Raw genomic sequence first — 23,305 nt, 5'->3', positions numbered from 1 at the left:
GTCTCCTGAAGAGGGCTGCCGGCCGCCGGTGTACGCCAGGGCGGACTCCCCGGGCATCGCACCGCCGTGCTGTCCGTAGCCAAGTCGAAGATCGCCTCAGACCACCACCTTTGCGTCATCTTCCTGCCACCGGCAACCCGGAGTTGCACAAGATGCGCTAGCCGGCGGCCGTGCCCGTGGCGAGGACTGCTTCGCAGGTGAGAGCCGCCGACCGTGGTGCGGGCAGGTTGCTGCCACGGTGTTCGCGCGACGACCGTGCGACTGGGCCCGGCGAGGGCCGACTTGGCGAAGTACATCCGGCAACTCTCCTTAGTCGCGAAAAAAAGAGGGCGTTCGCTATTATTTTAGCGTGGCCAGCAGTCGCCGGCCGATTACGGGGAGGAACTTGCCATGGTCACGCACGCTTTGATGGACTCTCAGGCCTCGCTACCGGTGTTCGCGGAGAGTGTCTTCGAGTGCCTGCCGCGCAGCGACCAGCGTCGCTGGGCGCAGGCCTATGTGCAGGGGCTGCTCGTCACCCCGGGCAAGAAGTCGGTCCGCCGGCTGGCCGCGGCCGTCTCCGGATCGCCCGCCGCCTCGCAGTCACTGCACCAGTTCGTCAGCGCCAGCCCCTGGGACTGGATGCCGGTCCGGGCCGAGCTCACCCGGTGGGTGGAGCCGCGCCTCGCTCCGCCGCGCGCCTGCGTGGTCAGCCCGGCGATGCTGCGCAAGCGCGGCGAGCACTCCTGCGGAGTGCACCGCCGCTTCCTGGCCTCCACCGGCCGCTCGGTGACCTGCCAGGTGGGCATAGGCATGTTCCTGTCCTCCTACGACCGGGCCGTGCCGGTCGACTGGCGCCTGCTGCTTCCCGGTTCCTGGGTGAAGGACCACGAGCGCCGCGTCCGGACCCGGATCCCGGCCGAGGTGGGCCCCCGCTCCGTCGAGCAGCACGCCCTCGACCTCGTCGACACGCTCGCCGGCAACAGCCGCACCGCGCCCCTGCCGGTCGTCGTCGACCTGGAGGCCGCCGGCGGGACCCACGCGACCTCCCTGATCAACGGACTCGCCCTGCGTGGGAGGGACTTCGTGGTCGCCGTCCCGGACCGGCTCCAGGTCGCCGTGGGCCGGCGCCTGCGGATGCAGAGCCCGAACGGCGAGGACGGGCAGGGCCTGGTGCTCGCGGCCCGCAGTCTGTTCGAGTTCGACGCGGGCACCCTCACCCGGATGGAGAGCGTGGCCCCGTGGGACGGACGCGGCCGGCACACCACCGTCATGTCCGCCTTCGTACGGCTGCCCAGGAGGGGACAGGGCGGCGAGCGCATCGACCGCACGTACCGGCTCTTCGCCGTCCGTCCGGAGGGAGGACGGCGCCCCCTGCAGCTGTGGCTGACCAGCCTGACCCACGCCCGTATGGAGTCGGTGCTGGCTCTGACGCGGACGCTCGCACAGGCCGAACGGTCCGTGCGCGCGATGACGGACGGCTTCGGGCTGCTCGACTTCGAGGGGCGCTCCTACCCCGGCTGGCACCATCACATGACGCTGGTGTCCGCCGCGTACGCCTACAGCCGCTTCGACCAGCGTCCCACCGGTGGCGGAGAGCGCATGCTCGTCGCGGCCTGAGCGCCCCGGCAAACCCGTGACGGCTTCGCCAAGTCGGGTACCTTCACACAACTCACCCCTGCCTAGAGTGATCGCATGCTGAGACACACGTACGAGGGACAGGACTGCAGCCTCGCCCGTTCCCTGGAGGTGATCGGCGAGCGCTGGACCCTGCTGATCATCCGCTCGGCCCTCCTCGGCACCACGCGCTTCGACGGGTTCCTGTCCCATCTGGACATCGCACGCAACGTGCTCTCCTCGCGGCTGAACAGGCTGGTCGAGCACGGCATCATGGAACGCGTGCCCTACCAGGACAAACCGGTGCGCCACGAGTACCGGCTCACCCCGTCGGGACGGGACCTCACCCGGGCGGTCGTGGCCCTGATGCAGTGGGGGGACCGCAACCTGCCGCAGGAACTGGGCCCGCCGCGCCGCGCCGACCACCTCGGCTGCGAGGGCAGCGTCCAGGTCGAACTGCACTGCTCGCACTGCGGGCGTGCCGTGCACGACGAGGAGGTGGACGTCCGCCGCATCCGCTGACCGCGGCGCGTAGCGCACGGACGAAGATGCCGCCCCACCGCCGGGTCGACCACCATGACAGCCCCGCCGCCGGTAAGGGAGCGGCGCTTACGAGGAGGCGTCCGTGCCGGCACTGGGAGCGCTGCGCAGGCTCATCATGGCTCCGTCCCTGGACGAAGTGGGCTTCGCGCGACGAGGATTCCGCGTCGAACCCACCGAACTCACACGCCAGTTGGAAGCCGTACCACAGGCGGTGGTGACCGGCTTCGAATGGGGCATCGAGGACCGGGACACCACCACCACCGAGCGCCGGCTGGCGCTCGTCGACCCGCTCAACCGGGGCTTCGCCTACGAGGGCGCCACCATGGCCTGCGCGATCCGCGACGCGATGGGCCCGAAGGGCCACCGCACCGCCGATCTGCTGCGAGGCGGCGGCAGACCGCACATCTTCCTCAACTACATCGGCATCGGCTTCGCCATGGCCAAGCTGCCCAGGCCGCTGTGGAAGAAGCTCGTCCCGGACCTGGACGAGCCCGACCTGTACCCGGCGATGAGCTGGCTGTGCGTGGACGGCTACGGCTTCGACCGCGCCTACTTCGACACCGACACCTGGGTGGGCGGACAGCGCCTCGACGCCCCCTACACCTGGGACGGCGACCCCTCCTACTGGCAGCGCGCCTTCGACCAGGGCGTCGGCCGCGCGCTGTGGTTCATCCACGGCGGGCACGTGGGCAACGTGACCGCGGCCGTAGGGGCGTTCGCCGCCGACCGGCGGGCGGATCTGTGGAGCGGCGTCGGTCTCGCCGCCACCTTCGCGGGCGGCAGCACGGCGGCCTCTCTGAGCGCGCTGCACACGGAAGCGGGCGACTTCGCCGACCACCTCGCGCAGGGCGCGGTGTTCGCCGCCAAGGCCCGCCACCACGCCGGGTACGTCCCGGAGCACAGCGCCGCCGCCGTGCACGCGTTCACCGGACGCACCGTCGAGGCCGTCGCGCGCCTCGCCGACGACTGCGCCGCCCCCGCACCCCAGGACGGGGTCGGACCGGCCTACGAGGTCTGGCGCCGCAATGTGCGCCGGCAATTGAGCGCCATCGTTGTTTGAGCACATCTGAAGTAGACGCCCCTCCGAGGCCCCTGACTACATTCGATTCGCTGGGGATTCAAGGGATTCGAGAGGGGCGGTTCACTGCTGTGTCCAGTTCATTTGGCGCGTTCAGGCGCCGATTGCTCACACCTCCGGTTTCCGAGACGACCATGGAGGTGCGCGGTTTTCATGTGAAGAACGCGGAAGCAAAGGAACGCCTTGAGTACATCGGTGAGGTGTTCCTCAGGGGGTACGCCTACGCGGTGGAGGCAGGCTCGCCCGCCGAGGCCGAGGAACTGCTGGAGACCGTCCCGCGGGACATGCGCGGCTTCGCGTACGAGGGCGCCGGCATGGGCGCGGCGGTGTACGACTCGCTGCCCGGACACGGCGGCCGACTGCGGGGACTGCTGGCCGGGCGGGGCCGTGACCACGACTACATGATCTACGTCGGCATCGGCTGGGCGATGGCCCGCCTGCCCAAGCCCCTGTGGCCCGACATCCGGTCCACCGACCCGCTGCTGCGCTGGCTGGCGCTGGACGGATACGGATTCCACCAGGCGTACTTCAAGACCGACGCGTATGTGCGCAACCCGCACGTCCAGCACCCCTTCCGCTGGCGCGGCGGTCACAACCACTACACGGCCAACGCCATCGACCAGGGCATCGGCCGCGCCCTGTGGTTCGTCGGCGGCACCGACCCCGACGTCGTCACCGACCTGATCCGCGCCTATCCCGAGCGCCGCCACTCCGACCTGTACGCGGGCGCCGGACTCGCCTGCGCCTATGCCGGCGGGGTCGGCGAGGACGAACTCGCCCACTTCGTCGAGGGCGCAGGCGAGCACCGCTGGGCGCTCGCCCAGGGGTCCGCCTTCGCAACCGAGGCGCGCGTCAAGGCCGGCACGGTCATCGAGCACACCCACCTCGCGGCCCGCGTGGTGTGCGGCACGACCGCCGAAGGGGCCTCGCAGGTGTGCCGTGACGCCAGGCCCCAGGCGCCCGAGACCGCCGGCCCGTTCCCGGCCTATGAGGCATGGCGCCACGACATCGCCGCGCAACTCGCTTCCTCGTCGCTCGTTTCGAAAGGTACTGACCAGTGACGGTCGCAAAGAACTGGATTCGCAGAAATTCACCGGGAATAGTCGCCCTGGCCCTGATGGTGGGCACGTTCTACGCTGTTCGGCTGCCTGAGTCGTCGGCCGCCGAGATCGACAGCCTGGCAAAGAATTACTCGTTCGAGCCGATGTCCATCGCCGAGCCCGCCGGATTCAAGAAGCAGGAGGTCCGGCAGGTCAACAAGGCGTACAAGCACATCGAGGCCTGGATTTCGTCGGTCGGTGCGGGCATTGCCGCGAACGACATGGACGGGGACGGCCTGCCCAACGACCTGTGCGTCGTCGACCCGCGCATCGACCAGGCCTTCGTCACCCCGGCACCGACGCGCGGGGAGGCCTACGCGCCGTTCGCGTTGAACCCGGCGCCGCTGGGCACCAGCAGGACGATGGCGCCGATGGGCTGTGTGCCCGGCGACTACAACGAGGACGGCAAGATCGACCTCCTCGTCTACTACTGGGGCCGCACACCGGTCATCTTCCTGAACCAGGGCCACAAGGGGCAGCCGCTGACGGCCCGCTCCTTCCGGCCGACCGAGCTGCTGCCCGGCAAGTCCGGCGCGACGTACACGGGCCCGCTGTGGAACTCCAACGCCGCCGCCGTCGCCGACTTCGACGGTGACGGACACGACGACATCTTCATCGGCAACTACTTCCCCGACAGCCCCGTCCTGGACCCGACCAAGGACGGCGACGTCACCATGAACGCCTCGCTGTCGCACGCCACCAACGGCGGCGGAGGCCACTTCTTCCGCTGGACGAAGAACGGCTACCAGAAGGTCGACGACGCCATCCCGCAGGGCCTCAACCACGGCTGGACGCTCGGCGCCTCCGCCGCCGACCTGGACGGCGACCACCTGCCGGAGATGTTCCTCGCCCATGACTTCGGCACCTCCGCGCTGCTCTACAACAAGTCCAAGCCGGGCACGATCAAGTTCGCCGAGGTCAAGGCCGTGCACAACGGCACCGTGCCCAAGTCCAAGCAATTGGGCCGCAGTTCGTTCAAGGGCATGGGCGTCGACTTCGGCGACCTGAACCACGACGGCCTGTACGACATGTTCGTCAGCAACATCACGACGTCGTTCGGTATCCAGGAGTCGAACTTCGCGTTCTTCGACCAGGCCAAGAGCAAGGCCGATCTGCGCAGGAGCTTCCAGAACGGCGAAGCGCCGTTCAAGGACAGGTCCTCCGGTCTCAACCTCGCCTGGTCCGGCTGGGGCTGGGACGTGAAGATGGGCGACTTCGACAACAACGGCGACCTGGAGATCACCCAGGCCAACGGCTTCGTCAAGGGCAAGACCAACCGCTGGCCGCAGCTTCAGGAACTCGCCACCGCCAACGACGCGCTCGTCCCCAACCCGCAGTGGTGGCCCAACGTCCGCCACGGCGACGACCTGGCCGGCAACCAGCGCATGCGCTTCTACGCCAAGGACCCGTCGACCGGCAAGTACGTCAACCTGTCCGAGGCCCTCGGCATCGGCGAGCCGATGCCCACCCGGGGCATCGCCACCGCCGACGTCGACGGCGACGGCCGCCTGGACCTGGCGGTGGCCCGCCAGTGGGGTGAGCCGGTCTTCTACCACAACATCAGCCGGCACACCGGTGCGTACCTGGGTCTGCAGCTGACCCACCCCGACGGCGCGCCCGTCGTGGGCGCGGAGGTCTGCGTCCAGCTGCCCGACGGCACCAAGCGGATCGACCGCATCGACGGCGGCGGCGGCCACTCCGGCAAGCGCAGCACCGACATCCACATCGGCCTCGGCAAGGGGATCGAGGGCCCGCTGCCCACCCAGATCACCTGGCGCGACCGCAACGGTGACGTCCACGAGCAGGAACTGACGCTGAAACCGGGCCGGCACAGCATCGAACTCGGCGACCGGGCCAAGGAGAAGTGACCATGTCCGCCCAGACCAACGCACCACGCCACAACCCCAAGGTCGTCACGGCCCTGCGCCGGTTCGCGATCTCCATCTCCGTACTGAACGTCTTCGGCTACACGGTGCTGGGCTTCGAGCAGCCCTGGACCTGGCCACTGATAGCCCTGGCCACCGCCTACTCGCTCGAAATCGTCCTGGAGATCATCGGCGCCCGCGCCGAGGGCCGCACGGCACGCTTCCGCGGCAACGGCCCGCGCGGCGTGATGGAGTTCCTCTACCCCGCCCACATCACCGGTCTCGCGGTGAACATGCTGTCGTACGTCAACGACATCGTGTGGGTCATGATGTTCGGCGTCATCGTCGCCGTCGGCACCAAGTGGGTGCTGCGCGCCCCGGTCAAGGGCCGTATGCGGCACTTCATGAACCCCTCGAACTTCGGCATCGCCGTCATCCTGGTGCTCTTCCCGTGGGCGTCGATCGCGCCGCCGTACCAGTTCACCGAGTACCTCGACGGCGGCTTCGACTGGCTCGTGCCGGCCATCATCATCTCGCTCGGCACGATGCTGAACGCCAAGCTCACCGAGCGGATGTGGCTGATCCTCGCCTGGCTCGGCGGCTTCGCCCTCCAGGCGATCGTCCGCGGCCTGCTGTACGGCACCTCCATCCCCGCGGCCTTGGCGATGATGACAGGCGTGGCGTTCGTGCTCTTCACCAACTACATGATCACGGACCCGGGTACGACGCCGTCCTCGAAGTGGGGCCAGATCGCCTTCGGCGGCGGTGTCGCCACCCTGTACGGCGTGGTGACCGCGCTGGGCATCGCCTACGGCCTGTTCTTCGCCACCGCGCTCGCCTGCGCCATCCGCGGCACCTTCCTGTGGACCGCCGACATCGTCGCGAGGAAGCGGACCGAGGAGGCCCTCGCACTCGCCGCCGTCACCCGGTCCGTCGCCGCCCCGGCGCCCGCCGAGGCCCCGGCGTGCGCCTGCCCGGACGGCGCCTGCTCCTGCCCCGCCCCGGCCGCCGCCGAGGCCGAGACCCTGAAGACACCGGTGGTCGCATGACCAGAATCGCCATCGTCGGCATGGCCTGCCGCTATCCCGACGCAACCGACCCGAAGCAACTGTGGGACAACGCCGTCGCCGGGCGGCGTGCGTTCCGCCGCCTGCCCGACGTCCGGATGAACCTGGACGACTACTGGGACGCGGACCCGACCACCCCCGACACCTTCTACGCCCGCACCGCCGCGGTCATCGAGGGCTACGAGTTCGACCGGATCGCCCACCGCATCGCGGGCAGCACCTTCCGCTCGACCGACCTGACCCACTGGCTCGCCCTGGACACCGCGGGACGCGCGCTCGCCGACGCCGGATTCCCGGCCGGCGAGGGCCTGCCCCGCGAACGCACCGGCGTCATCGTCGGCAACACCCTCACCGGCGAGTTCTCCCGCGCCAACGTCATGCGGCTGCGCTGGCCGTACGTACGGCGGGTGATGGCCGCGGCCCTCAAGGGCGAACAGGACTGGGACGAGGACCGCATCGCGCAGTTCCTCGACGACGTCGAGACCGCCTACAAGGAGCCGTTCCCCGCCATCGACGAGGACACCCTCGCCGGGGGACTCGCCAACACCATCGCCGGCCGGATCTGCAACCACTTCGACCTCAACGGCGGCGGATACACCGTCGACGGCGCCTGCTCCTCCTCGCTGCTGTCGGTCACCACCGCCGGCACCGCGCTGGTCAACGGCGACATCGACGTCGCCGTGGCCGGCGGGGTGGACCTGTCGATCGACCCCTTCGAGATCATCGGCTTCGCCAAGACCGGCGCGCTGGCCAAGGGCGAGATGCGGCTCTACGACCGCGGCTCCAACGGCTTCTGGCCGGGTGAGGGCTGCGGCATGATCGTCCTGATGCGGGAGGAGGACGCCCTCGCCGCGGGCCACCGCATCTACGCGACCATCGCGGGCTGGGGCGTGTCCTCCGACGGCCAGGGCGGCATCACCCGCCCCGAGGTGAGCGGATACCAGCTGGCCCTCGAGCGGGCCTACGAGCGTGCCGGGTTCGGCATCGAGACGGTCCGGCTCTTCGAGGGCCACGGCACCGGCACCGCCGTCGGCGACGCCACCGAGCTGACCGCTCTCATGGGAGCGCGCAGCCAGGCCGACCCCGACGCACCGCCCGCGGCCATCACGTCCATCAAGGGCATGATCGGCCACACCAAGGCCGCCGCCGGCGTCGCCGGTCTGATCAAGGCGGCCATGGCCGTCGACCACCAGACCCTCCCGCCGGCCATCGGCACCGTCGACCCGCACGAACTGCTCGCCGACGACAAGGCCAACCTCAAGGCCCTGCGCAAGGCCGAGGCATGGCCCGAGGAAGCGCCGCGCCGGGCCGGCGTCACCGCCATGGGCTTCGGCGGCATCAACACCCACATCGTCCTCGACGAGCCCGCCGGCCGACGGCGCACGGCCCGCAGCCGGCGCTCCGGCACCCTCGCGCACGCGCCGCAGGACTGCGAACTCCTCGTCCTGGACGGCGAGTCCCCGAAGGCGCTGCGCGCCCGGCTCACCGAGGTCGCCGCCTTCGCAGGACAGGTCTCCTACGCCCAGGTCGCCGACCTCGCCGCCACGCTCCAGCGCGAACTGCGCGGCCTGCCGCACCGCGCGGCCGTCGTCGTCTCCTCCCCGGAGGACGCCGAACGCCGCCTGACCCACCTGGCCGGCCTGCTGGAGGCCGGGGACACGTCGTACACCGCCGCAGACGGCCGAGGCTTCCTCGGCCGGGCCACCGGGCGCGCCCGGATCGGCTTCCTCTTCCCGGGCCAGGGGTCCGGTCACGGCGCCGACGGAGGGGCGCTGTGCCGCCGCTTCCCCGAGGCCGCCGAGGTCTTCGCCCGGGCCGCGCTGCCCACCACCGGCGACATGGTTGCCACCGACGTGGCACAGCCGCGCATCGCCACCGGTTCCGCGGCGGGCCTGCGCGTCCTCGACGCGCTGCGCCTGGAGGCGTCGGTCGCCGTCGGACACAGCCTCGGCGAGCTGTCCGCCCTGCACTGGGCGCAGGCCCTCGACGAGGAGACCCTCCTGGAGGCGGCGCGGGTGCGGGGCCGGGCCATGGCCCGGCACGGCGCCTCGGGCACGATGGCCTCGCTCGGCGCGACCCCCGAGCGGGCCGCGGAACTCCTCGTGGGCCTCGACGCCGTCATCTCCGGGTACAACGGCCCGGAGCAGACGGTGATCGCCGGTTCGCCGGCGGACATCGAGGAAGTGCAGCGCCGCGCCGAACGCGCCGAGGTCGCCTGCACCCGCCTCAACGTCTCGCACGCCTTCCACTCGCCGCTCGTCGCCGACTCCGCCGCGGCCTTCGGCGCCTGGCTGGCCACCACCGCGCTGGGCGTCCCGGCCGACGGGATCGTCTCCACCGTCACCGGTGCGGCGCTGACACGTGATACGGATCTGGCCGCGCTGCTTACCGAGCAGATCACCGGCCCGGTCCGCTTCACCCAGGCGGTGAGCGAGGCCGCCCGCAACGTCGACCTGTTCATCGAGGTCGGTCCCGGACGGGTGCTCACCGGACTCGCCCGGGCCACCACCGGTGTCCCCGCCGTCGCCCTCAACACCGACGACGAGTCACTGCGCAGTCTGCTGGGTGTCACCGGTGCCGCGTTCGTGGCCGGAGCGCCCGTCGCCCTGGAGCGGCTCTTCGAGGACCGGCTCATCCGGCCGCTCCGGATCGGGCAGGAGTTCTCCTTCCTCGCCAGCCCCTGCGAGCAGGCCCCCCGCGAGGACGTACCGGCCGGGCGCCGCCCGCGGGCCGCCGCCGCCCCCGCGGCACAGGCCCCGCGGCAGGAGCAGACGGCACCGGCACCGGAACCGGCTCCCACGGCCGCCGCACCGGTGCCCGCCGCCGAGGAGACGACCGAGGACGGCGTCGACGCCCTGGAGGTGCTGCGCGCCCTCGTGGCGGAACGCGCCGAACTGCCCGCCGAGTTGATCGACCCCGACAGCCGGCTGCTGGACGACCTCCACATGAGCTCGATCACCGTGGGCCAGATCGTCAACCAGGCCGCGTCCCGCCTCGGGATCGCCGCCGCGCAGGTGCCGACCAACTTCGCCACCGCCACCCTGGCCGAACTGGCCGAGGCGCTGGAGACCGTGGTCAGCACCGGCGGCGCCGTGGACTCCGGCAGCCCCGTCGTTGCGGGCGCCGCCCCCTGGGCCCGCCCCTTCGCCGTGGACCTGGACGAGATCGCCCGGCCGCACGCCGCCGCCGACGGCGCCGACGGCGACTGGGAACTGTTCACCACCGACGGCCACCCGTACGCCGAACAACTGCGCAAGAAACTGGCGGGGTCCGGCGTCGGCTCCGGCGTCCTCGCCGTGCTGGCCAAGGGCTGCGCACGGCAGGAGGTGGAGCGGGTACTGGCCGCCGCGCACAGCGCGCTCGCCGGTGACCGCGCACGGCGCTTCGTCCTCGTCCAGGACGGGCGCGGCGCCGCCGGCCTGGCCAAGACCCTTTACCTGGAGGCTCCGCACCTGCGCACCACCGTCGTCCACACCCCGGCGTCGCCGGACGTCGTGGAACGGGTCGTGGGCGAGGTCGCGGCGACCACCCGGTTCGCCGAGGTCCACTACGACGACGCCGGTGTGCGCCGCGTGCCGACCCTACGGGCCCTGCCCGTAGCCCCGCAGCGCACCACGTCCCCGCTGGACGCCTCGGACGTACTGCTGGTGACGGGCGGCGGCAAGGGCATCTCCGCCGAGTGCGCGCTCGCCGTGGCCCAGCGGACCGGCGCCAAGCTGGCCGTCCTCGGCCGGTCCGACCCCGCCGAGGACCGCGAACTCGCCGACAACCTGGAGCGGATGCGCGCCGACGGAGTCCGTGTGCACTACGCGCGCGCCGACGTCACCGTCCCCGAGCAGGTCACCGCGGCCGTCACCGAACTGACGGAGGAACTGGGCGCGATCACCGGCCTGCTGCACGGCGCCGGCCGCAACGAGCCGAACCCGCTGGCGCGGCTCGCCCCGCAGGACTTCGAGCGGACCTTCGCCCCGAAGGTCGACGGACTGCGCACCGTCCTGGACGCGGTGGGCGCCGCCGGCCTCAAGCTGCTGGTCACCTTCGGCAGCATCATCGGCCGGGCCGGTCTGCGCGGAGAGGGCCACTACGCCACCGCCAACGAGTGGCTGGCCGACCTCACCGAGGAGGTCGCCCGCACCCACCCTGACCTGCGCGCCCGCTGCATGGAATGGTCGGTGTGGTCCGGCGTCGGCATGGGCGAGAAGCTCTCCGTCGTCGAGACCCTCTCCCGCGAGGGCATCACCCCGGTCTCCCCGGACCAGGGCGTGGAGATCCTGCTGCGCCTGATCGAGGACCCGGACGCCCCCGTCGTCACGGTCATCAGCGGCCGTACCGAGGGCATCGACACCGTCCGCCGCGACCTGCCCGCACTGCCGATGCTGCGCTTCACCGGCAACCCGCTGGTGCGCTACCACGGCGTCGAGCTGGTCACCGAGGTCGAGCTGAACTCCGGCACCGACCCCTACCTGTCCGACCACCTGCTCGACGGCAACCTGCTGCTGCCCGCCGTCATCGGCATGGAGGCCATGACCCAGGTCGCCTCCGCGGTGACCGGGCACAGCGGCACCCCGGTCATCGAGGGCGCGAGGTTCCTGCGGCCCATCGTCGTACCGCCGAACGGCAGCACCCGGATCCGGATCGCGGCGACCGTCACCGGCACCGACACCGTCGACGTCGCGATCCACGCCGAGGACACCGGATTCGTCGCCGAGCACTTCCGTGCCCGGCTGGTCTTCACCGGGACCGCCGTGCCGGACGGCCCGCCGCTGCAGGTGCCGGACGACACCCCGGTCGTGCCCCTGGATCCGGCGGCCGACCTGTACGGCAGCATCCTGTTCCAGGGCGCCCGCTTCCAGCGGCTGCGCCGCTTCCACCGGGCCGCCGCCCGGCACGTGGACGCCGAAGTCGCCGTGCAGCAGCGGCCCGAGGGCTGGTTCGCCGGCTTCCTGCCCGGTGAGTTGCTGCTCGCCGACCCTGGCATGCGCGACGCGCTCATGCACGGCAACCAGGTGTGCATCCCCGACGCCACCCTGCTGCCGTCCGGTGTGGAGCGGATCCACGCGCTCGGCTCCGGCGACCATGTGCCCGACCGGCTGCGGTACACCGCCGTCGAGCGCAGCCGCGACGGAGACACCTATGTGTACGACATCGCGGTGCGCGACGAGAACGGCACCGTCGTCGAACGCTGGGACGGCCTGACCCTGCACGCCGTACGCAAGACCGACGGCTCCGGCCCATGGGTCGCCCCGCTGCTCGGCCCGTACCTGGAGCGCTCGCTGGAGGACGTCGTCGGCAGCCGGATCGCCGTCGCCGTCGAGCCGCACGGTCAGACACCGGCCGGCTCCGTCGCCCAGCGCCGCAGCTTCACCGCGGACGCGGCGGCCCGCGCCCTGGGCAGCCCGGTCGCGGTCCGGCACCGCCCGGACGGGCGACCGGAACTGGAGCCCGAACGGCACATGTCGATGTCGGCGGCACACGGGCTGGGAGTCACCCTCAGCGCCGTCTGCGAGACCGAGGTGGCCTGTGACATCGAGGCGGTCAGCATGCGCTCGGCCGACGAGTGGCGCGGGCTGCTCGGGGAGCACGCGGCCGTCGCCGAACTGGTCGCCAGGGAGACGGGCGAGGCGCCGGACACCGCGGCCACCCGGGTCTGGGGCGCCGTGGAGTGCCTGCGCAAGGCCGGCATCATGGCCGGCGCTCCGCTGACGGTGCTGCCGCGCCGCAAGGACGCCTGGGTGGTCTTCGCCGCCGGCGACCTCAGGATCGCGACCTTCGTCACCGCGCTGCGCGACGCCCTGGAACCGGCCGTCTTCGCGTTCCTCACGCACGAGACGCAACTCACCGAAGGGAGGCTCTGAGACATGACGGACGACTACTTCGAGTACCGGCACACGGTCGGATTCGAGGAGACCAACCTCGTCGGCAACGTGTACTACGTGAACTACCTGCGCTGGCAGGGCCGGTGCCGGGAACTGTTCCTGCAGCAGAAGGCGCCGGCGGTACTGGCCGAGGTGCAGGACGACCTGAAGCTGTTCACGCTGAAGGTCGACTGCGAGTTCTTCGCGGAGATCACCGCCTTCGACGAGCTGTCCATCCGGATGCGGCTGTCCGAACTGGGGCAGACGCAGCTGGAGTTCACCTTCGACTACGTCAAGGTGACCGGCGGCGTCGAGGTGCTGATCGCACGCGGGCGCCAGCGGATCGCGTGCATGCGCGGCCCCAACACCAACACGGTGCCCTCGCTCATCCCCGAGGCCCTGGCCCACGCCCTCGAGCCGTACGCCACCCACGGCCGGGCGCTGACGGGGCGGGCGGCATGAGCACCCTGGCCGCCGCGCCGCCGCGGGACGCCGTCACCGGCGATGCCGCGCGGCTGCGGCGGGCCTTCGGGTCCTTCACCACCGGGGTGACGGTCGTGACCGTCGGCGGGGCGAGCCTGCACGGCATGACCGCCAACTCCTTCACCTCGGTGTCGCTGGATCCCGCCCTGGTACTGCTGTGCGTCGGCAACGACGCCGTCATGAACCGGGTCCTCACCGAGGCCGGCACCTTCGCGGTGTCCGTCCTCGGCGCCGGGCAGGAGGACGTGGCCCGGCACTTCGCCGACCGCTCCCGGCCCCTGGGCGCCGCCCAGTTCGACGCCGTGGACTGGCTGCCCGGCAAGGCAGGCGGCGCCCCGCTGATCGCGGGGGCGGCCGCCCACTTCGAGTGCGCCCGGTGGCGGGCGTACGACGGCGGCGACCACACCGTCCACCTCGGCCGGGTGCTGGCCCTGGACGAACTGCCCGGCCGGGAGCCGCTCATCTTCCACAAAGGCCGCTTCCGGCGGCTCGCCGAGCCCGCGGAAGGAGACCGCACATGAGCGTCCATCCGCCCGGCCCGCCCGTGTGGGCACTGCCCGGACTGCTGCGCAAACTGGCCGTCGACCGGCTCGGCATGATGCGGGACGCGGCCGAGCTCTCCGACGCCGTCCGCGTCTCCATGGGGCCCAAGAAGCTCTACATCTTCAACCGGCCGGACTACGCCAAGCACGTGCTGGCCGACAACGCCGCCAACTACCACAAGGGCATCGGTCTGGTGGAGTCCCGCAAGGTGCTCGGCGACGGCCTGCTCACCAGCGAGGGCGAGCTGTGGCGCGCCCAGCGCCGCAACGTGCAGCCCGCGTTCCGGCCCGGGCGGATCGCCGCCCAGGCCGGGGCCGTGGCCGAGGAGTCCGCCCGCCTGGTGGAGCTGCTGCGCCGGCGCGCCGGGGACTCGCCAGTCGACATCCTGAGCGAGGTCACCGGGCTCACTCTCGGCGTGCTCGGGCGCACCCTCATGGACACCTCCCTGGACGCGCACGGCGGCATCGCGCACGCCTTCGAGGCGGTCCAGGACCAGGCCATGTTCGACATGGTCACCCAGGGCCTGGTGCCGACCTGGGTGCCGCTCGGCACCCAGCGGCGGTTTCGCCGCGCGCGTCGCGAACTCACCCGGATCGTCGACGAGTTGGTCGCCGACCGCAGCGCCCGCCTCGCGGACGGGGAGGGCGCCGACGACGCGTTCGCCCGGATGATCCTCGCCGCCCGCGAACGCGAGGACGCGGCACGGGGACGCCGGCTGCTCCAGGAGGAGCTGGTCACGCTGCTGCTGGCCGGCCACGAGACGACGGCGAGCACACTCGGCTGGACCCTGCTGCTGCTCGCCCGCCATCCGCGGGTGCGCGACCTGGTGCGCGAGGAGGCGCGTGCCGTGCTGGCCGGCGGCCGCCTGCCGGACGCCGAGGACCTCCACAAGCTGACGTACACCATGCAGGTCGTGCAGGAGGCCATGCGGCTGTATCCGCCGGTGTGGATCCTGCCGCGCATCGCCCAGGGACCCGACCAGGTCGGTGGGTTCGACGTGCCGGCCAAGGCCGATGTGCTGGTGTGCCCGTACACCCTGCACCGCCATCCGGACCTGTGGAAGGACCCCGAGCGGTTCGACCCGGGCCGCTTCGACCCGGCGCGCGTCGCGCACCGGCACCGCTACGCGTACATCCCGTTCGGCGCGGGGCCGCGGTTCTGCGTGGGCAGCAACCTCGGGATGATGGAGGCGGTCTTCGTCACCGCGCTCGTCAGCCGCGACCTGGACCTGGCCGTGGTGCCCGGGCACCAGGGCGTCCCCGAGCCGATGATGTCGCTGCGGATGCGCGGCGGGCTGCCGATGACGGTCCGTGCGGTGGACTGAGGAACCGCACGCGGGAACGCGTGAAGGGGCGGGCACGGTCGAATTCCGTGCCCGCCCCTTCGTCGTCGGTCCGGGCGGTCAGCCGGCGATGCGGTCCAGGGCGTCGGTGCGCAGGTCGAGCAGCGCCATCAGTACCGGTGGGTCCAGGGCGTCCAGCGGGCGCAGGACGATCTCGGCCGGCATCAGCAGGGTGTCCTCGTGCGCGGTCACCGGTCCGTAGCTGCCGACGGAGACGACGTCGTGGCCGCCGGTGCCGGAGGGTATGTGCTCGCAGCCGTACGGGACGGAGTGCACCAGCACGTGCCAGGTGCCGTCCGGGACGTCACGCAGCTCGAAGGACCCGGGACCGTCCAGGACGGCGCAGCGCACCGGCTGTCCCTGCGGGACGGGCGTGGGGAAGAGGCCCACGAAGCAGTGGCCGGGCGCGCGGTCCTCGGGCAGGTGCACCCGGCCGCGCAGCGTCCCGCGAGAGTGGTCGGCCACCGTTTCCGTCCGTTCACCCGGACCGATTTCCGCGGTGAATCCGTCCAGTTCCCGGAACATGCTCGGTGAGACGCCGACACAGGACTTGAAACGGGAACTGAAGGTGCCGACGCTGCTGTATCCGACCTGACTGCTGATGTCGGCGACGCTGAAATCCGTTTGGAGCAGCAGCCGTTTTGCCTCCTGCAGACGCAGGGCGGAGAGAAAGCGTCCGGGAGACGTGCCGGTCACATCCCGGAAAACCCGCGTGAAATGGAACTTGCTGAACATGGCGGTACGGGCCATGTCGTCGATCGTGAGTTCCTGACCGAGATTCGCGTGCATTTCGTCGATGACTCGAAGGACAGCGGCTTCGATGGCGGTGGTGGTCACCGTTTCTCCCTGTCTTTGCATCATGCTCCCTGCCGAGCTTCGGAGGCCGCGTGCCGTACTGGAGCGGGGGTCGTTTGGGTCAGCCGCCGACGGTCGAGGTCCTCGGCGAACCGCTGCCAGGCGCCCGCGCACTGGAGGGCCAGGTCCGCGACGGTGCCCGCGCAGTGCATGGGCACCGCGTCGGCCTGCTGCCGCCAGGCCTCGTCGAGAACGAAGTGGACGTGCAGCCAGCGCAGGAACTGGCGCCCGGACTCGGAGTGCCGCAGGGACGGATCGCCGGCGAGCCGCCGCAGCGTCTCCAGCGAACCGCGGGTGCGACTGGAGCCCGCGGGCACGTGGGCGTCGGACGGGCCGGCGGTCTCGGCGGTACGGGGCGCGGCCGGCGGGCCGGGACGGTCCACCGCGGCCGTCGGCCCCCGCGGGGCGGACGGCCGGCGGCCGGTGGGCACCGGGGCCTCGCCGCGCAGCAGCCGCTGGCGCACGTCGTGGGCCGTGCCCAGCGACAGGCCGGTCTCCTTGACGATCGCCCGCAGCGGCAGGTCGGGCCGGCGCGTCATGATCTCGGCGGCCCGGATCCGCTCGGCCGTGCGGTCGAGCGGATGGGCCCGGCCGTCGGCTCCGATCCGGATGTTCGACCGAGGAGAATCCGCGGTCGAACGCGGACGGATCGACGCGACCGTCTTCGCGTCGAGGCCGGTGCAGTCGGCGACGGCCCGGTCGGACAGGTCGCAGCGGGCGCGCAGGATGCGCTCGGCAGCCGCCTTGCGATCCGCCACGGAGAGCGGAAGTCCATGCGCGATGTTGGCCGTCACCGACCGGAGAAACGCTTCCTCGTCGGCGCCGTCGAAATAGTGCACCTCCACGGAGGTGAGCCCTTTGGCGACGGCCGCGGCGACGCGGTGCATCCCGTCGACCACCCGCATGGTCCTGCGGTGCACGAGTATCGGGGGCAGCGTGGCGTAGATGTCGGCGAGACGACGTACGTGATTCTCGTCGACGCCGTTCAGGCGAGGCGAATCGGCCGGAAGGAGCGTCTCGATCCGCACCCGGTGAGTGAAGCCGGCGGGCAGCGTCAGAGAACTGTCGTTGCTGTTCACCTCTCCTCATCCCCCTCGGCGAGATCCAGGCGTTCCCGGAATTCCCCTCAAAACGCGTGAGACGGGCCCGGGCGCCACGGAGAACAACGCATCCGGAGAGAGCATATAGAACGACCTCTTTTTTTCTGGGGCCCGCGTCCGGGGACAGTGCGACTTTGGCTGGTCGGGTGTGCGCACCCGTGTTCGGGCGAACGCCCGTTGGTCGGTTGTTTGAAAAGACCCAGCACTTCTAGCTTTCTCTCACACCACCAGGAACCTCAAAGACCTGACCGGAGGCCCCAGTTGCCTGCAGTGAGAAGAATTCCTGAGCGCAGGGTCGACATCGGGCCCGACGCCACCCTGACGCTAGAGGCCTACGCGGACACGATCGTCCCGGGCGAGAAGCGCTGGCCCGGTGACCGGGCGATCGCCGGAGTCAGCACCGGCGGCGGTGCGGTCGTCTGCGGAGCCGTCGACCTGCTCCGCTGGGACGCCACCGGAATCCACGACGGCCTCGAGGACCTGGCCGAGCGGGTCAACGGCCACGCCCGGGCCCATGCCGAGAAGGCCGGCCTCACCCTCGACGCGACCGTGCCGCCGTTCGTCTCCCTCGACTACGACGAACGGGTCCGCCTCATCCAGGAACTCACCACGCCGGGCCACCCCGAGAAGGACTTCTGGGTACTGCTCTCCCTCTTCTGCAACATGGCCTTCGACTCGGCGGCCCACCTGCACACCGCCGAGGCCCTGGCGGACGGCCACCCGGGTCTGACGGCCATGGGCATCACCCGGCCCGACGCCGACAGACTGTGGCGCTTCGCGAGCTCCGGCTACGGCCGGCAGCTGGCCGACATCCACCCCGACACCACCCCCACCGGGAGCCCCGCATGAGCAACGCGATCGAGAAGACCGACGTACTGGTCGTCGGCAGCGGCTTCGGCGGGGCGATCGCCGCCTACCACCTGGCCGCAGGCGGCGCCAAGGTCACCGTCCTGGAGCGCGGGCCCTGGCTGAAGAACGACGAGTTCGAGCACGACTACAAGCTCGGCTCCTCCTACACGCGCATCTTCGACTTCGTCGTCGGCGACGGCATGAGCGTGCTGGGCGGCAACTGCGTCGGCGGCGGCAGCGTCGTCTACTTCGCGGCCATGCCGCGGGCCCCGCGGTTCGTCTTCGACCGGCACGGCAGCATCGGCCGCAGGATGTGGCCCGAGTCCGTCAGCCGCCACACCCTCGACCCCTGGTACGACCGGATCGAGGAGTCCCTGTCGGTCAGCAAGCCGGACTGGAGCGAGGCCTCCTACGCGGGCGGCCTGTGGGCCGCGGCCTGCGACCACGCCGGGCGCACCGCCAACCCGCTCGCGGCGGCCGTCGACAACTCCAAGTGCGTCAACTGCAACTTCATGATGGCCGGCTGCCGGTTCGAGGCGAAGCAGTCACTCACCGTCAACTACCTGCCCGCCGCCCTCGCCCACGGCGCGGAGATCCGCCCCCTGCACGAGGTGCAGCACCTGGAGCGGACCGCCGACGGCGGCTACCGCGTCCACTACAACATCGTCGACGACGAGGACTACCGGCTGCAGAGCGGCTCCGGCGTCATCGAGGCCAAGATCGTCGTGCTGGCGGCCGGCGCCGGCGCCACCCCGGTCATCCTGCAGCGCAGCGAGGGCCATCTGGGCACGATGCCGCACGCGGTCGGCCGCTACTTCTCCGGCAACGGCGAGCGCCTCAACACGGCCATCCTCGACGAGGACAAGGTCGCCGAGGTTCTCGGCCTGAGCCGCGGCGACGGCAACCTGCCCTACGGCGCCAACGCGATCGGCAAGGGCCCGACCGTGGCCAGCTGGGACAAGCTCGACGGCTCCCTGCCGGAGTACTCCCGCTACTCGCTGGAGCAGCTCTACTTCCCGCCGGGCCTCGGCACCATCCTCGCGCAGGTGCCCGACGCCACCGGGCCGAGCTGGTTCGGCAAGGAGAAGAAGGAGATCCTGAAGAACTGGAAGTCCTGGCTGACGATCTTCTGCATGACCGAGGACGACAACGAAGGGGTCTTCGGGCCGCCGCCGGCCACCGGCAACTCCCACCGCATCTCCCAGCAGATGCTCGGCCGCGGCAATCTGTCGTACAAGCCGACGAAGAACACCTGGCACGGCTGGAACCAGGCCGACGCCGACGTGAAGGAGATCCTGGAGAAGGACGGCCTCGCCAAGGTGATGCCCTGGACCAACGACCTGGTCGGCGCCTACACCGTCCACCCGCTGGCCTCCTGCCGCATGGGCGACGACCCGGCCACCTCGGCCCTCGACGACACCAACGAACTGCGCGGCCACTCCGGCATCTTCGTCACCGACGGCTCCGCCGTCCCCGGCGCCCTGACCGTCAACCCGGCCATGACCATCGCCGCCCTCGCCGAACGGGCCGTACCGCACATCGTGGCCGCCGCCCGGGCCAGGGGAGTGGAGGTCACCTACGGCGCACCGGCCCCCACCGGCTACAAGAGCGGCCGCGCGGGCGTGCTGCCGCTGCTGAAGCGGAAGCCGCTGACCACGGTGTGAGCCCCGAACGGCTTCTCGTGGCCAGTGGGTTGCTTCACAAAACCATCCATCCGTCCAGTGGGTTGCTTCACACGACCCAGACCGAACCGGGAATCAGGAGGCGGCGGTGCGACCGCTCGTAAGAATCCTGCTGAAGGGCTCCCTGCAGCAGATCCGGCACATCACGGCCGTCCGGCACGACGCGGCCCGCGGCCCGGTGGCCGAGGTCTACGCCCAGGCCCGGCGGGAGTTCGGCGTCGTAGCTCCGCCCCTCGCCCTGCACTCGCCGGCACCCGAGACCCTCGCCGCCGCGTGGCTGCTGCTGCGCGAGACCCTCCTCGCCGAGGGCCGGGTCGGCCGGGCCGCCAAGGAGGCGGTGGCCACCGCCGTGTCCCAGGCCAACGACTGCCCCTACTGCGTCGAGGTCCACGAGGCCACGCTCGCCACCCTGGGCGGCACCGGCGGCCACGGACCGCTCGCCGACTGGGCGCACGGCGTGAGCACGAGCCCCGCCGGGGAGCAAACACCGCCGCCCTTCGACGCGCAGGACGCCCCCGAGATCCTGGGCACCGCCGTCACCTTCCACTACCTCAACCGAATGGTCCGGCTCTTCCTGCCCGACTCGCCCGTCCCCGCCAACGCGCCGGCCGTGGGCCGCGGGCCGGTGATGCGGATGGTCGCCCGTGCCCTGCGCCCCGACCGGGGCCGAACCGTGGTGCCCGGCGCCTCGCTCGGCCTGCTCCCCGCCGCCCCGCTGCCGGCCGGGCTCGACTGGGCGAAGACCAACCCGGCCGTCGCCGGTGCTCTCTCCCGGGCCGTCGCGTCCGTCGACGCCGCCGCGGAGCGCTGGATCCCCGACGCCGTACGCGACCTGCTGCACGCCGAACTCGCCGTGCGCGACGGCGCGGTGCCCGGTCCGAGCCGCGCCTGGCTGACCGAGACCACCGCCGGCCTGCCCAAGGGGCAGCTGCCCACCGCCCGGCTGGCCCTCCTCATCGCCCTCAACCCCCACCAGATCACCGACGCGGACATCGACGCGTTCCGCACGGTCCACCCGGGCGACCGGGAACTGGTGGAGCTCGCGTCCTGGGCGGCGCTCAGCGCCGCCGTCCGAACCGGCGCCCGCCTCGGCGGGGCCGTCCGTCCCACGTCGTCCGCCGCCCGCTGACCGGCGGCAACCACCCGTCCCCCAGACCCGCTTCGCCACCAAGGAGACACATCATGAGCACGCTGAACGACGTCGTGAAGGCCCTCGCCACCGACATCGAGGAGACCGCCCGTCTCGTCGAGGGCCTCGACGAGCAGACCTGGCACACGGCGACCCCCGCCCCGGGCTGGACCATCGCCGACCAGATCGCCCACCTGACCTTCATCTTCCACCTGGCCGGCACCGCGGCGTCCGACCCCGAGGCCTTCGCCGAGCTCGCCGCCGGCGCCGCCGGTGACTTCGACGCCGCGGTCGACGCCGCCCTGCGGCAGTTCAACGCCTTCCCGTCCGCCCAACTGCTGGCCCGATTCCGCGCCCTCGGCCGCAAGTCCGTCGACGCCCTCGCCGCCGTCCCCGAGGACCAGTTCGTGCCGTGGCTGGTCAACCCGCTGCCGCCGACCGTCCTCGCCTCCGCCGGAATCATGGAGATCTTCGGCCACGGCCAGGACATCGCCGATGCGCTCGGCGTGCGCCGCGAGCCCACCGAGCGGCTGCGCCACCTGGTCTTCTTCGCCTTCCTCACCCGGGACTTCGGCTACCTCTCCCGGGGCCTGACCCCGCCGGCCGAGCCCTTCCGCATCGAGGTGACCGCCCCGAACGGCGAGGTCTGGGCCTACGGCCCCGAGGACGCCGAGAACAAGATCACCGGACCCGCCGAGGACTTCTGCCTCCTGGTCACCCGCCGCCGCCACCGCGACGACCTCGCCCTCGTCGCCACCGGCGGCGAGGCCGACCGCTGGCTCGACATCGCGCAGGCCTACCGCGGTCCCGCGGGCGAGGGACGCAAGCCGGGGCAGTTCGCGCACCCCGGCTGCGACCACTGATCGGCCGCCCCCCCACGCACCCGCGGCCCACCGGCCGCCTCCGCAGCCCACCGGCCCGGCCGCCCCGCCGCAAGGAGCCCCCCCCATGACCACCACCCTGCGCACCGCCGTCGTCATCGGCTGCGGCACCACCGGCGCCTCCGTCGCCCTCGCCCTCACCCTCGCTGGCGTCCAGGTCGCCCTCGTCGACGAGGACCCGCGGGCACTGCACGAGGCCGTCGCCCTCGGCGCCGGGACCGCCTGGACCCCCGGACTGCCGCCCGCCGATCTCGTCGTCGTCGCCACCGCCCCCTCGGCCGTCGCCGACGTCCTGCACGGTGCGCAGAGCCGGGGACTCGGGCACGTCTACACCGACACGGCCGGCACGAAGGACATCGTCTGCGCCGAGGCGGAGCTGCGCGGCTGCGACCTCAAGGGATACGTGCCCGGACATCCGCTGGCCGGCCCCGACGGGACCGGCCAGGAGGCCGCAGCGGCGGACCGCTTCACCGGCCGGCCCTGGGCGGTGTGCCCGTACGAGACCACGCCCGCGTGGGCGCTGGAGACGGTGGACGCACTGATCGAGGCGTGCGGGGCGTACCGGATCGACCTCGCCTCCCATGTGCACGACCGGATCGTCGCCGAACTGTCCCACGGCCCGCACCTGATCGCGGCCGCCCTCGCCACCCGGTTCGCCGACAGCTCCGAGGCGTTCCTCGGGCTCGCCGAGGACCGGCTGCTCGACGCGGTCCGCACGGCGGGCGGCGACCCGTGGCTGTGGAGCGACGTCCTGGCGCACAACGCGGGCCCGGTGGCCGACGTCCTCGACCGGGTCGCCGACCAGCTCGCCCGGGCCGCCGCCATCCTGCGCGAGGGCGACTCCTGCGCACCCGTGGAACTCGCGCCGACCCTGGAGGAGGGCCGGCGCGGACAGGCCGCGCTGCGGCAGGCCGTACAGCGGCGCACGGTGCGAGATGCGCCGGCCGAGGACCGGGTGTGACGGTCGGCCCGTGACCACTTCCCCGACTCCGTTCCCGCACCCCGCCGGGGGCCGGCGGCCCGCCGCCCTGCATCTGGCCCGGCGGCTGCTGCGCTCCGCCTACTGGTCCCTGTCCGAATTCGGCTGGACCTGGATCTGTGCCGTACCGGTCGCGCCGCCCGGCTCCGACGTGGTGCACGAGCCCGCGCCCGGCCACCCGGAGCGGCTCACCGGTCTGCCGCTGACCGAGCTGGAGCGCGCCCTGGAGCGGGAACTGACGGGCTGACGGCCCCCGCACACCGGCCCGCACACCAGCGTCGGGCCCGATCGGCGCGGCGGCACAGCAACGTCAGAGATGCCCCCTTCCGTCACCCGCTTGAAGCATGGAGCGAAGGGT

At 71.8% G+C, this 23,305-nt stretch carries 18 protein-coding genes; 16 read left to right on the top strand and 2 right to left on the bottom strand.

All coding sequences use genetic code 11. From position 1 onward, the window contains the following. Nucleotides 1–390 precede the first annotated feature (390 nt). The 10 genes from AB0I54_RS38360 (at nt 391) to AB0I54_RS38315 (ending at nt 15,454) form a co-directional block, all read left to right on the top strand. Nucleotides 391–1,599 carry a transposase gene (locus AB0I54_RS38360; RefSeq protein WP_363300924.1) on the top strand — a complete coding sequence of 403 codons (1,209 nt, stop codon included), beginning with the start codon at nt 391–393 and terminating at the stop codon, nt 1,597–1,599. A gap of 75 nt (nt 1,600–1,674) precedes the next feature. Next, nucleotides 1,675–2,118, top strand: coding sequence for a helix-turn-helix domain-containing protein (locus tag AB0I54_RS38355; RefSeq protein WP_363300923.1), 444 nt, complete (start codon nt 1,675–1,677; stop codon nt 2,116–2,118). A 103-nt stretch (nt 2,119–2,221) separates the two neighbouring features. Beyond that, nucleotides 2,222–3,199: a DUF1702 family protein gene (locus tag AB0I54_RS38350; RefSeq protein ID WP_363300922.1), complete on the top strand. Its 978-nt coding sequence runs from the start codon at nt 2,222–2,224 to the stop codon at nt 3,197–3,199. 89 nt (nt 3,200–3,288) lie between these two features. Then, nucleotides 3,289–4,278: a DUF1702 family protein gene (locus tag AB0I54_RS38345; RefSeq protein WP_363300921.1), complete on the top strand. Its 990-nt coding sequence runs from the start codon at nt 3,289–3,291 to the stop codon at nt 4,276–4,278. A gap of 56 nt (nt 4,279–4,334) precedes the next feature. Beyond that, nucleotides 4,335–6,185: a CRTAC1 family protein gene (locus tag AB0I54_RS38340; protein WP_363300978.1), complete on the top strand. Its 1,851-nt coding sequence runs from the start codon at nt 4,335–4,337 to the stop codon at nt 6,183–6,185. A 2-nt stretch (nt 6,186–6,187) separates the two neighbouring features. Next, nucleotides 6,188–7,231 carry an enediyne biosynthesis protein gene (locus tag AB0I54_RS38335; protein WP_363300920.1) on the top strand — a complete coding sequence of 348 codons (1,044 nt, stop codon included), beginning with the start codon at nt 6,188–6,190 and terminating at the stop codon, nt 7,229–7,231. Then, the gene (locus AB0I54_RS38330; protein ID WP_363300919.1) at nt 7,228–13,104 is read left to right on the top strand and encodes a type I polyketide synthase; all 5,877 of its coding nucleotides are present in this window, start codon (nt 7,228–7,230) and stop codon (nt 13,102–13,104) included. The genes AB0I54_RS38335 and AB0I54_RS38330 overlap by 4 nt, the downstream gene beginning before the upstream one ends. Before the next feature lie 3 nt (nt 13,105–13,107). After that, the gene (locus AB0I54_RS38325) at nt 13,108–13,566 is read left to right on the top strand and encodes an acyl-CoA thioesterase (protein ID WP_363300918.1); all 459 of its coding nucleotides are present in this window, start codon (nt 13,108–13,110) and stop codon (nt 13,564–13,566) included. Continuing rightward, a complete protein-coding gene (locus AB0I54_RS38320) occupies nt 13,563–14,108 on the top strand; it encodes a flavin reductase family protein (RefSeq protein ID WP_363300917.1) in 546 nt (181 codons plus the stop codon). The genes AB0I54_RS38325 and AB0I54_RS38320 overlap by 4 nt, the downstream gene beginning before the upstream one ends. Further along, nucleotides 14,105–15,454 (top strand): cytochrome P450, encoded by a 1,350-nt coding sequence (locus AB0I54_RS38315; RefSeq protein WP_363300916.1) that lies wholly within the window; start codon nt 14,105–14,107, stop codon nt 15,452–15,454. The genes AB0I54_RS38320 and AB0I54_RS38315 overlap by 4 nt, the downstream gene beginning before the upstream one ends. Before the next feature lie 78 nt (nt 15,455–15,532). On the opposite strand, the gene AB0I54_RS38310 is transcribed toward AB0I54_RS38315, so the two are convergent. Continuing rightward, the gene (locus AB0I54_RS38310) at nt 15,533–16,309 is read right to left on the bottom strand and encodes an AraC family transcriptional regulator (protein ID WP_363300915.1); all 777 of its coding nucleotides are present in this window, start codon (nt 16,307–16,309) and stop codon (nt 15,533–15,535) included. A gap of 20 nt (nt 16,310–16,329) precedes the next feature. Then, nucleotides 16,330–17,406: a transcriptional regulator gene (locus tag AB0I54_RS38305; RefSeq protein ID WP_363300914.1), complete on the bottom strand. Its 1,077-nt coding sequence runs from the start codon at nt 17,404–17,406 to the stop codon at nt 16,330–16,332. Between the two features lie 291 nt (nt 17,407–17,697). On the opposite strand from AB0I54_RS38305, the gene AB0I54_RS38300 reads away from it, so the two are divergent. From AB0I54_RS38300 to AB0I54_RS38275, 6 genes are all read left to right on the top strand, one after another. After that, the gene (locus tag AB0I54_RS38300) at nt 17,698–18,276 is read left to right on the top strand and encodes a DUF5987 family protein (RefSeq protein ID WP_363300913.1); all 579 of its coding nucleotides are present in this window, start codon (nt 17,698–17,700) and stop codon (nt 18,274–18,276) included. Then, nucleotides 18,273–19,940, top strand: a complete 1,668-nt coding sequence (locus AB0I54_RS38295; RefSeq protein ID WP_363300912.1) for a GMC family oxidoreductase — start codon at nt 18,273–18,275, stop codon at nt 19,938–19,940. Before AB0I54_RS38300 ends, AB0I54_RS38295 begins: the two co-directional genes overlap by 4 nt. A gap of 106 nt (nt 19,941–20,046) precedes the next feature. Further along, nucleotides 20,047–21,087, top strand: coding sequence for a carboxymuconolactone decarboxylase family protein (locus AB0I54_RS38290; protein ID WP_363300911.1), 1,041 nt, complete (start codon nt 20,047–20,049; stop codon nt 21,085–21,087). Nucleotides 21,088–21,140: 53 nt separating this feature from the next. Then, a complete protein-coding gene (locus tag AB0I54_RS38285; protein WP_363300910.1) occupies nt 21,141–21,950 on the top strand; it encodes a TIGR03084 family metal-binding protein in 810 nt (269 codons plus the stop codon). Nucleotides 21,951–22,035: 85 nt separating this feature from the next. After that, the gene (locus AB0I54_RS38280; protein ID WP_363300909.1) at nt 22,036–22,929 is read left to right on the top strand and encodes a prephenate dehydrogenase/arogenate dehydrogenase family protein; all 894 of its coding nucleotides are present in this window, start codon (nt 22,036–22,038) and stop codon (nt 22,927–22,929) included. A 10-nt stretch (nt 22,930–22,939) separates the two neighbouring features. Further along, complete coding sequence (locus tag AB0I54_RS38275; RefSeq protein ID WP_363300908.1) at nt 22,940–23,194, top strand: DUF6059 family protein; 255 nt, start codon at nt 22,940–22,942, stop codon at nt 23,192–23,194. Nucleotides 23,195–23,305 lie beyond the last annotated feature (111 nt).

The organism is Streptomyces sp. NPDC050625 (genome assembly GCF_040654755.1).
Lineage (GTDB): Bacteria > Actinomycetota > Actinomycetes > Streptomycetales > Streptomycetaceae > Streptomyces.
Note: the sequence above shows the minus strand (reverse complement) of the source record. Positions and strands in the feature narration are given on the sequence as shown.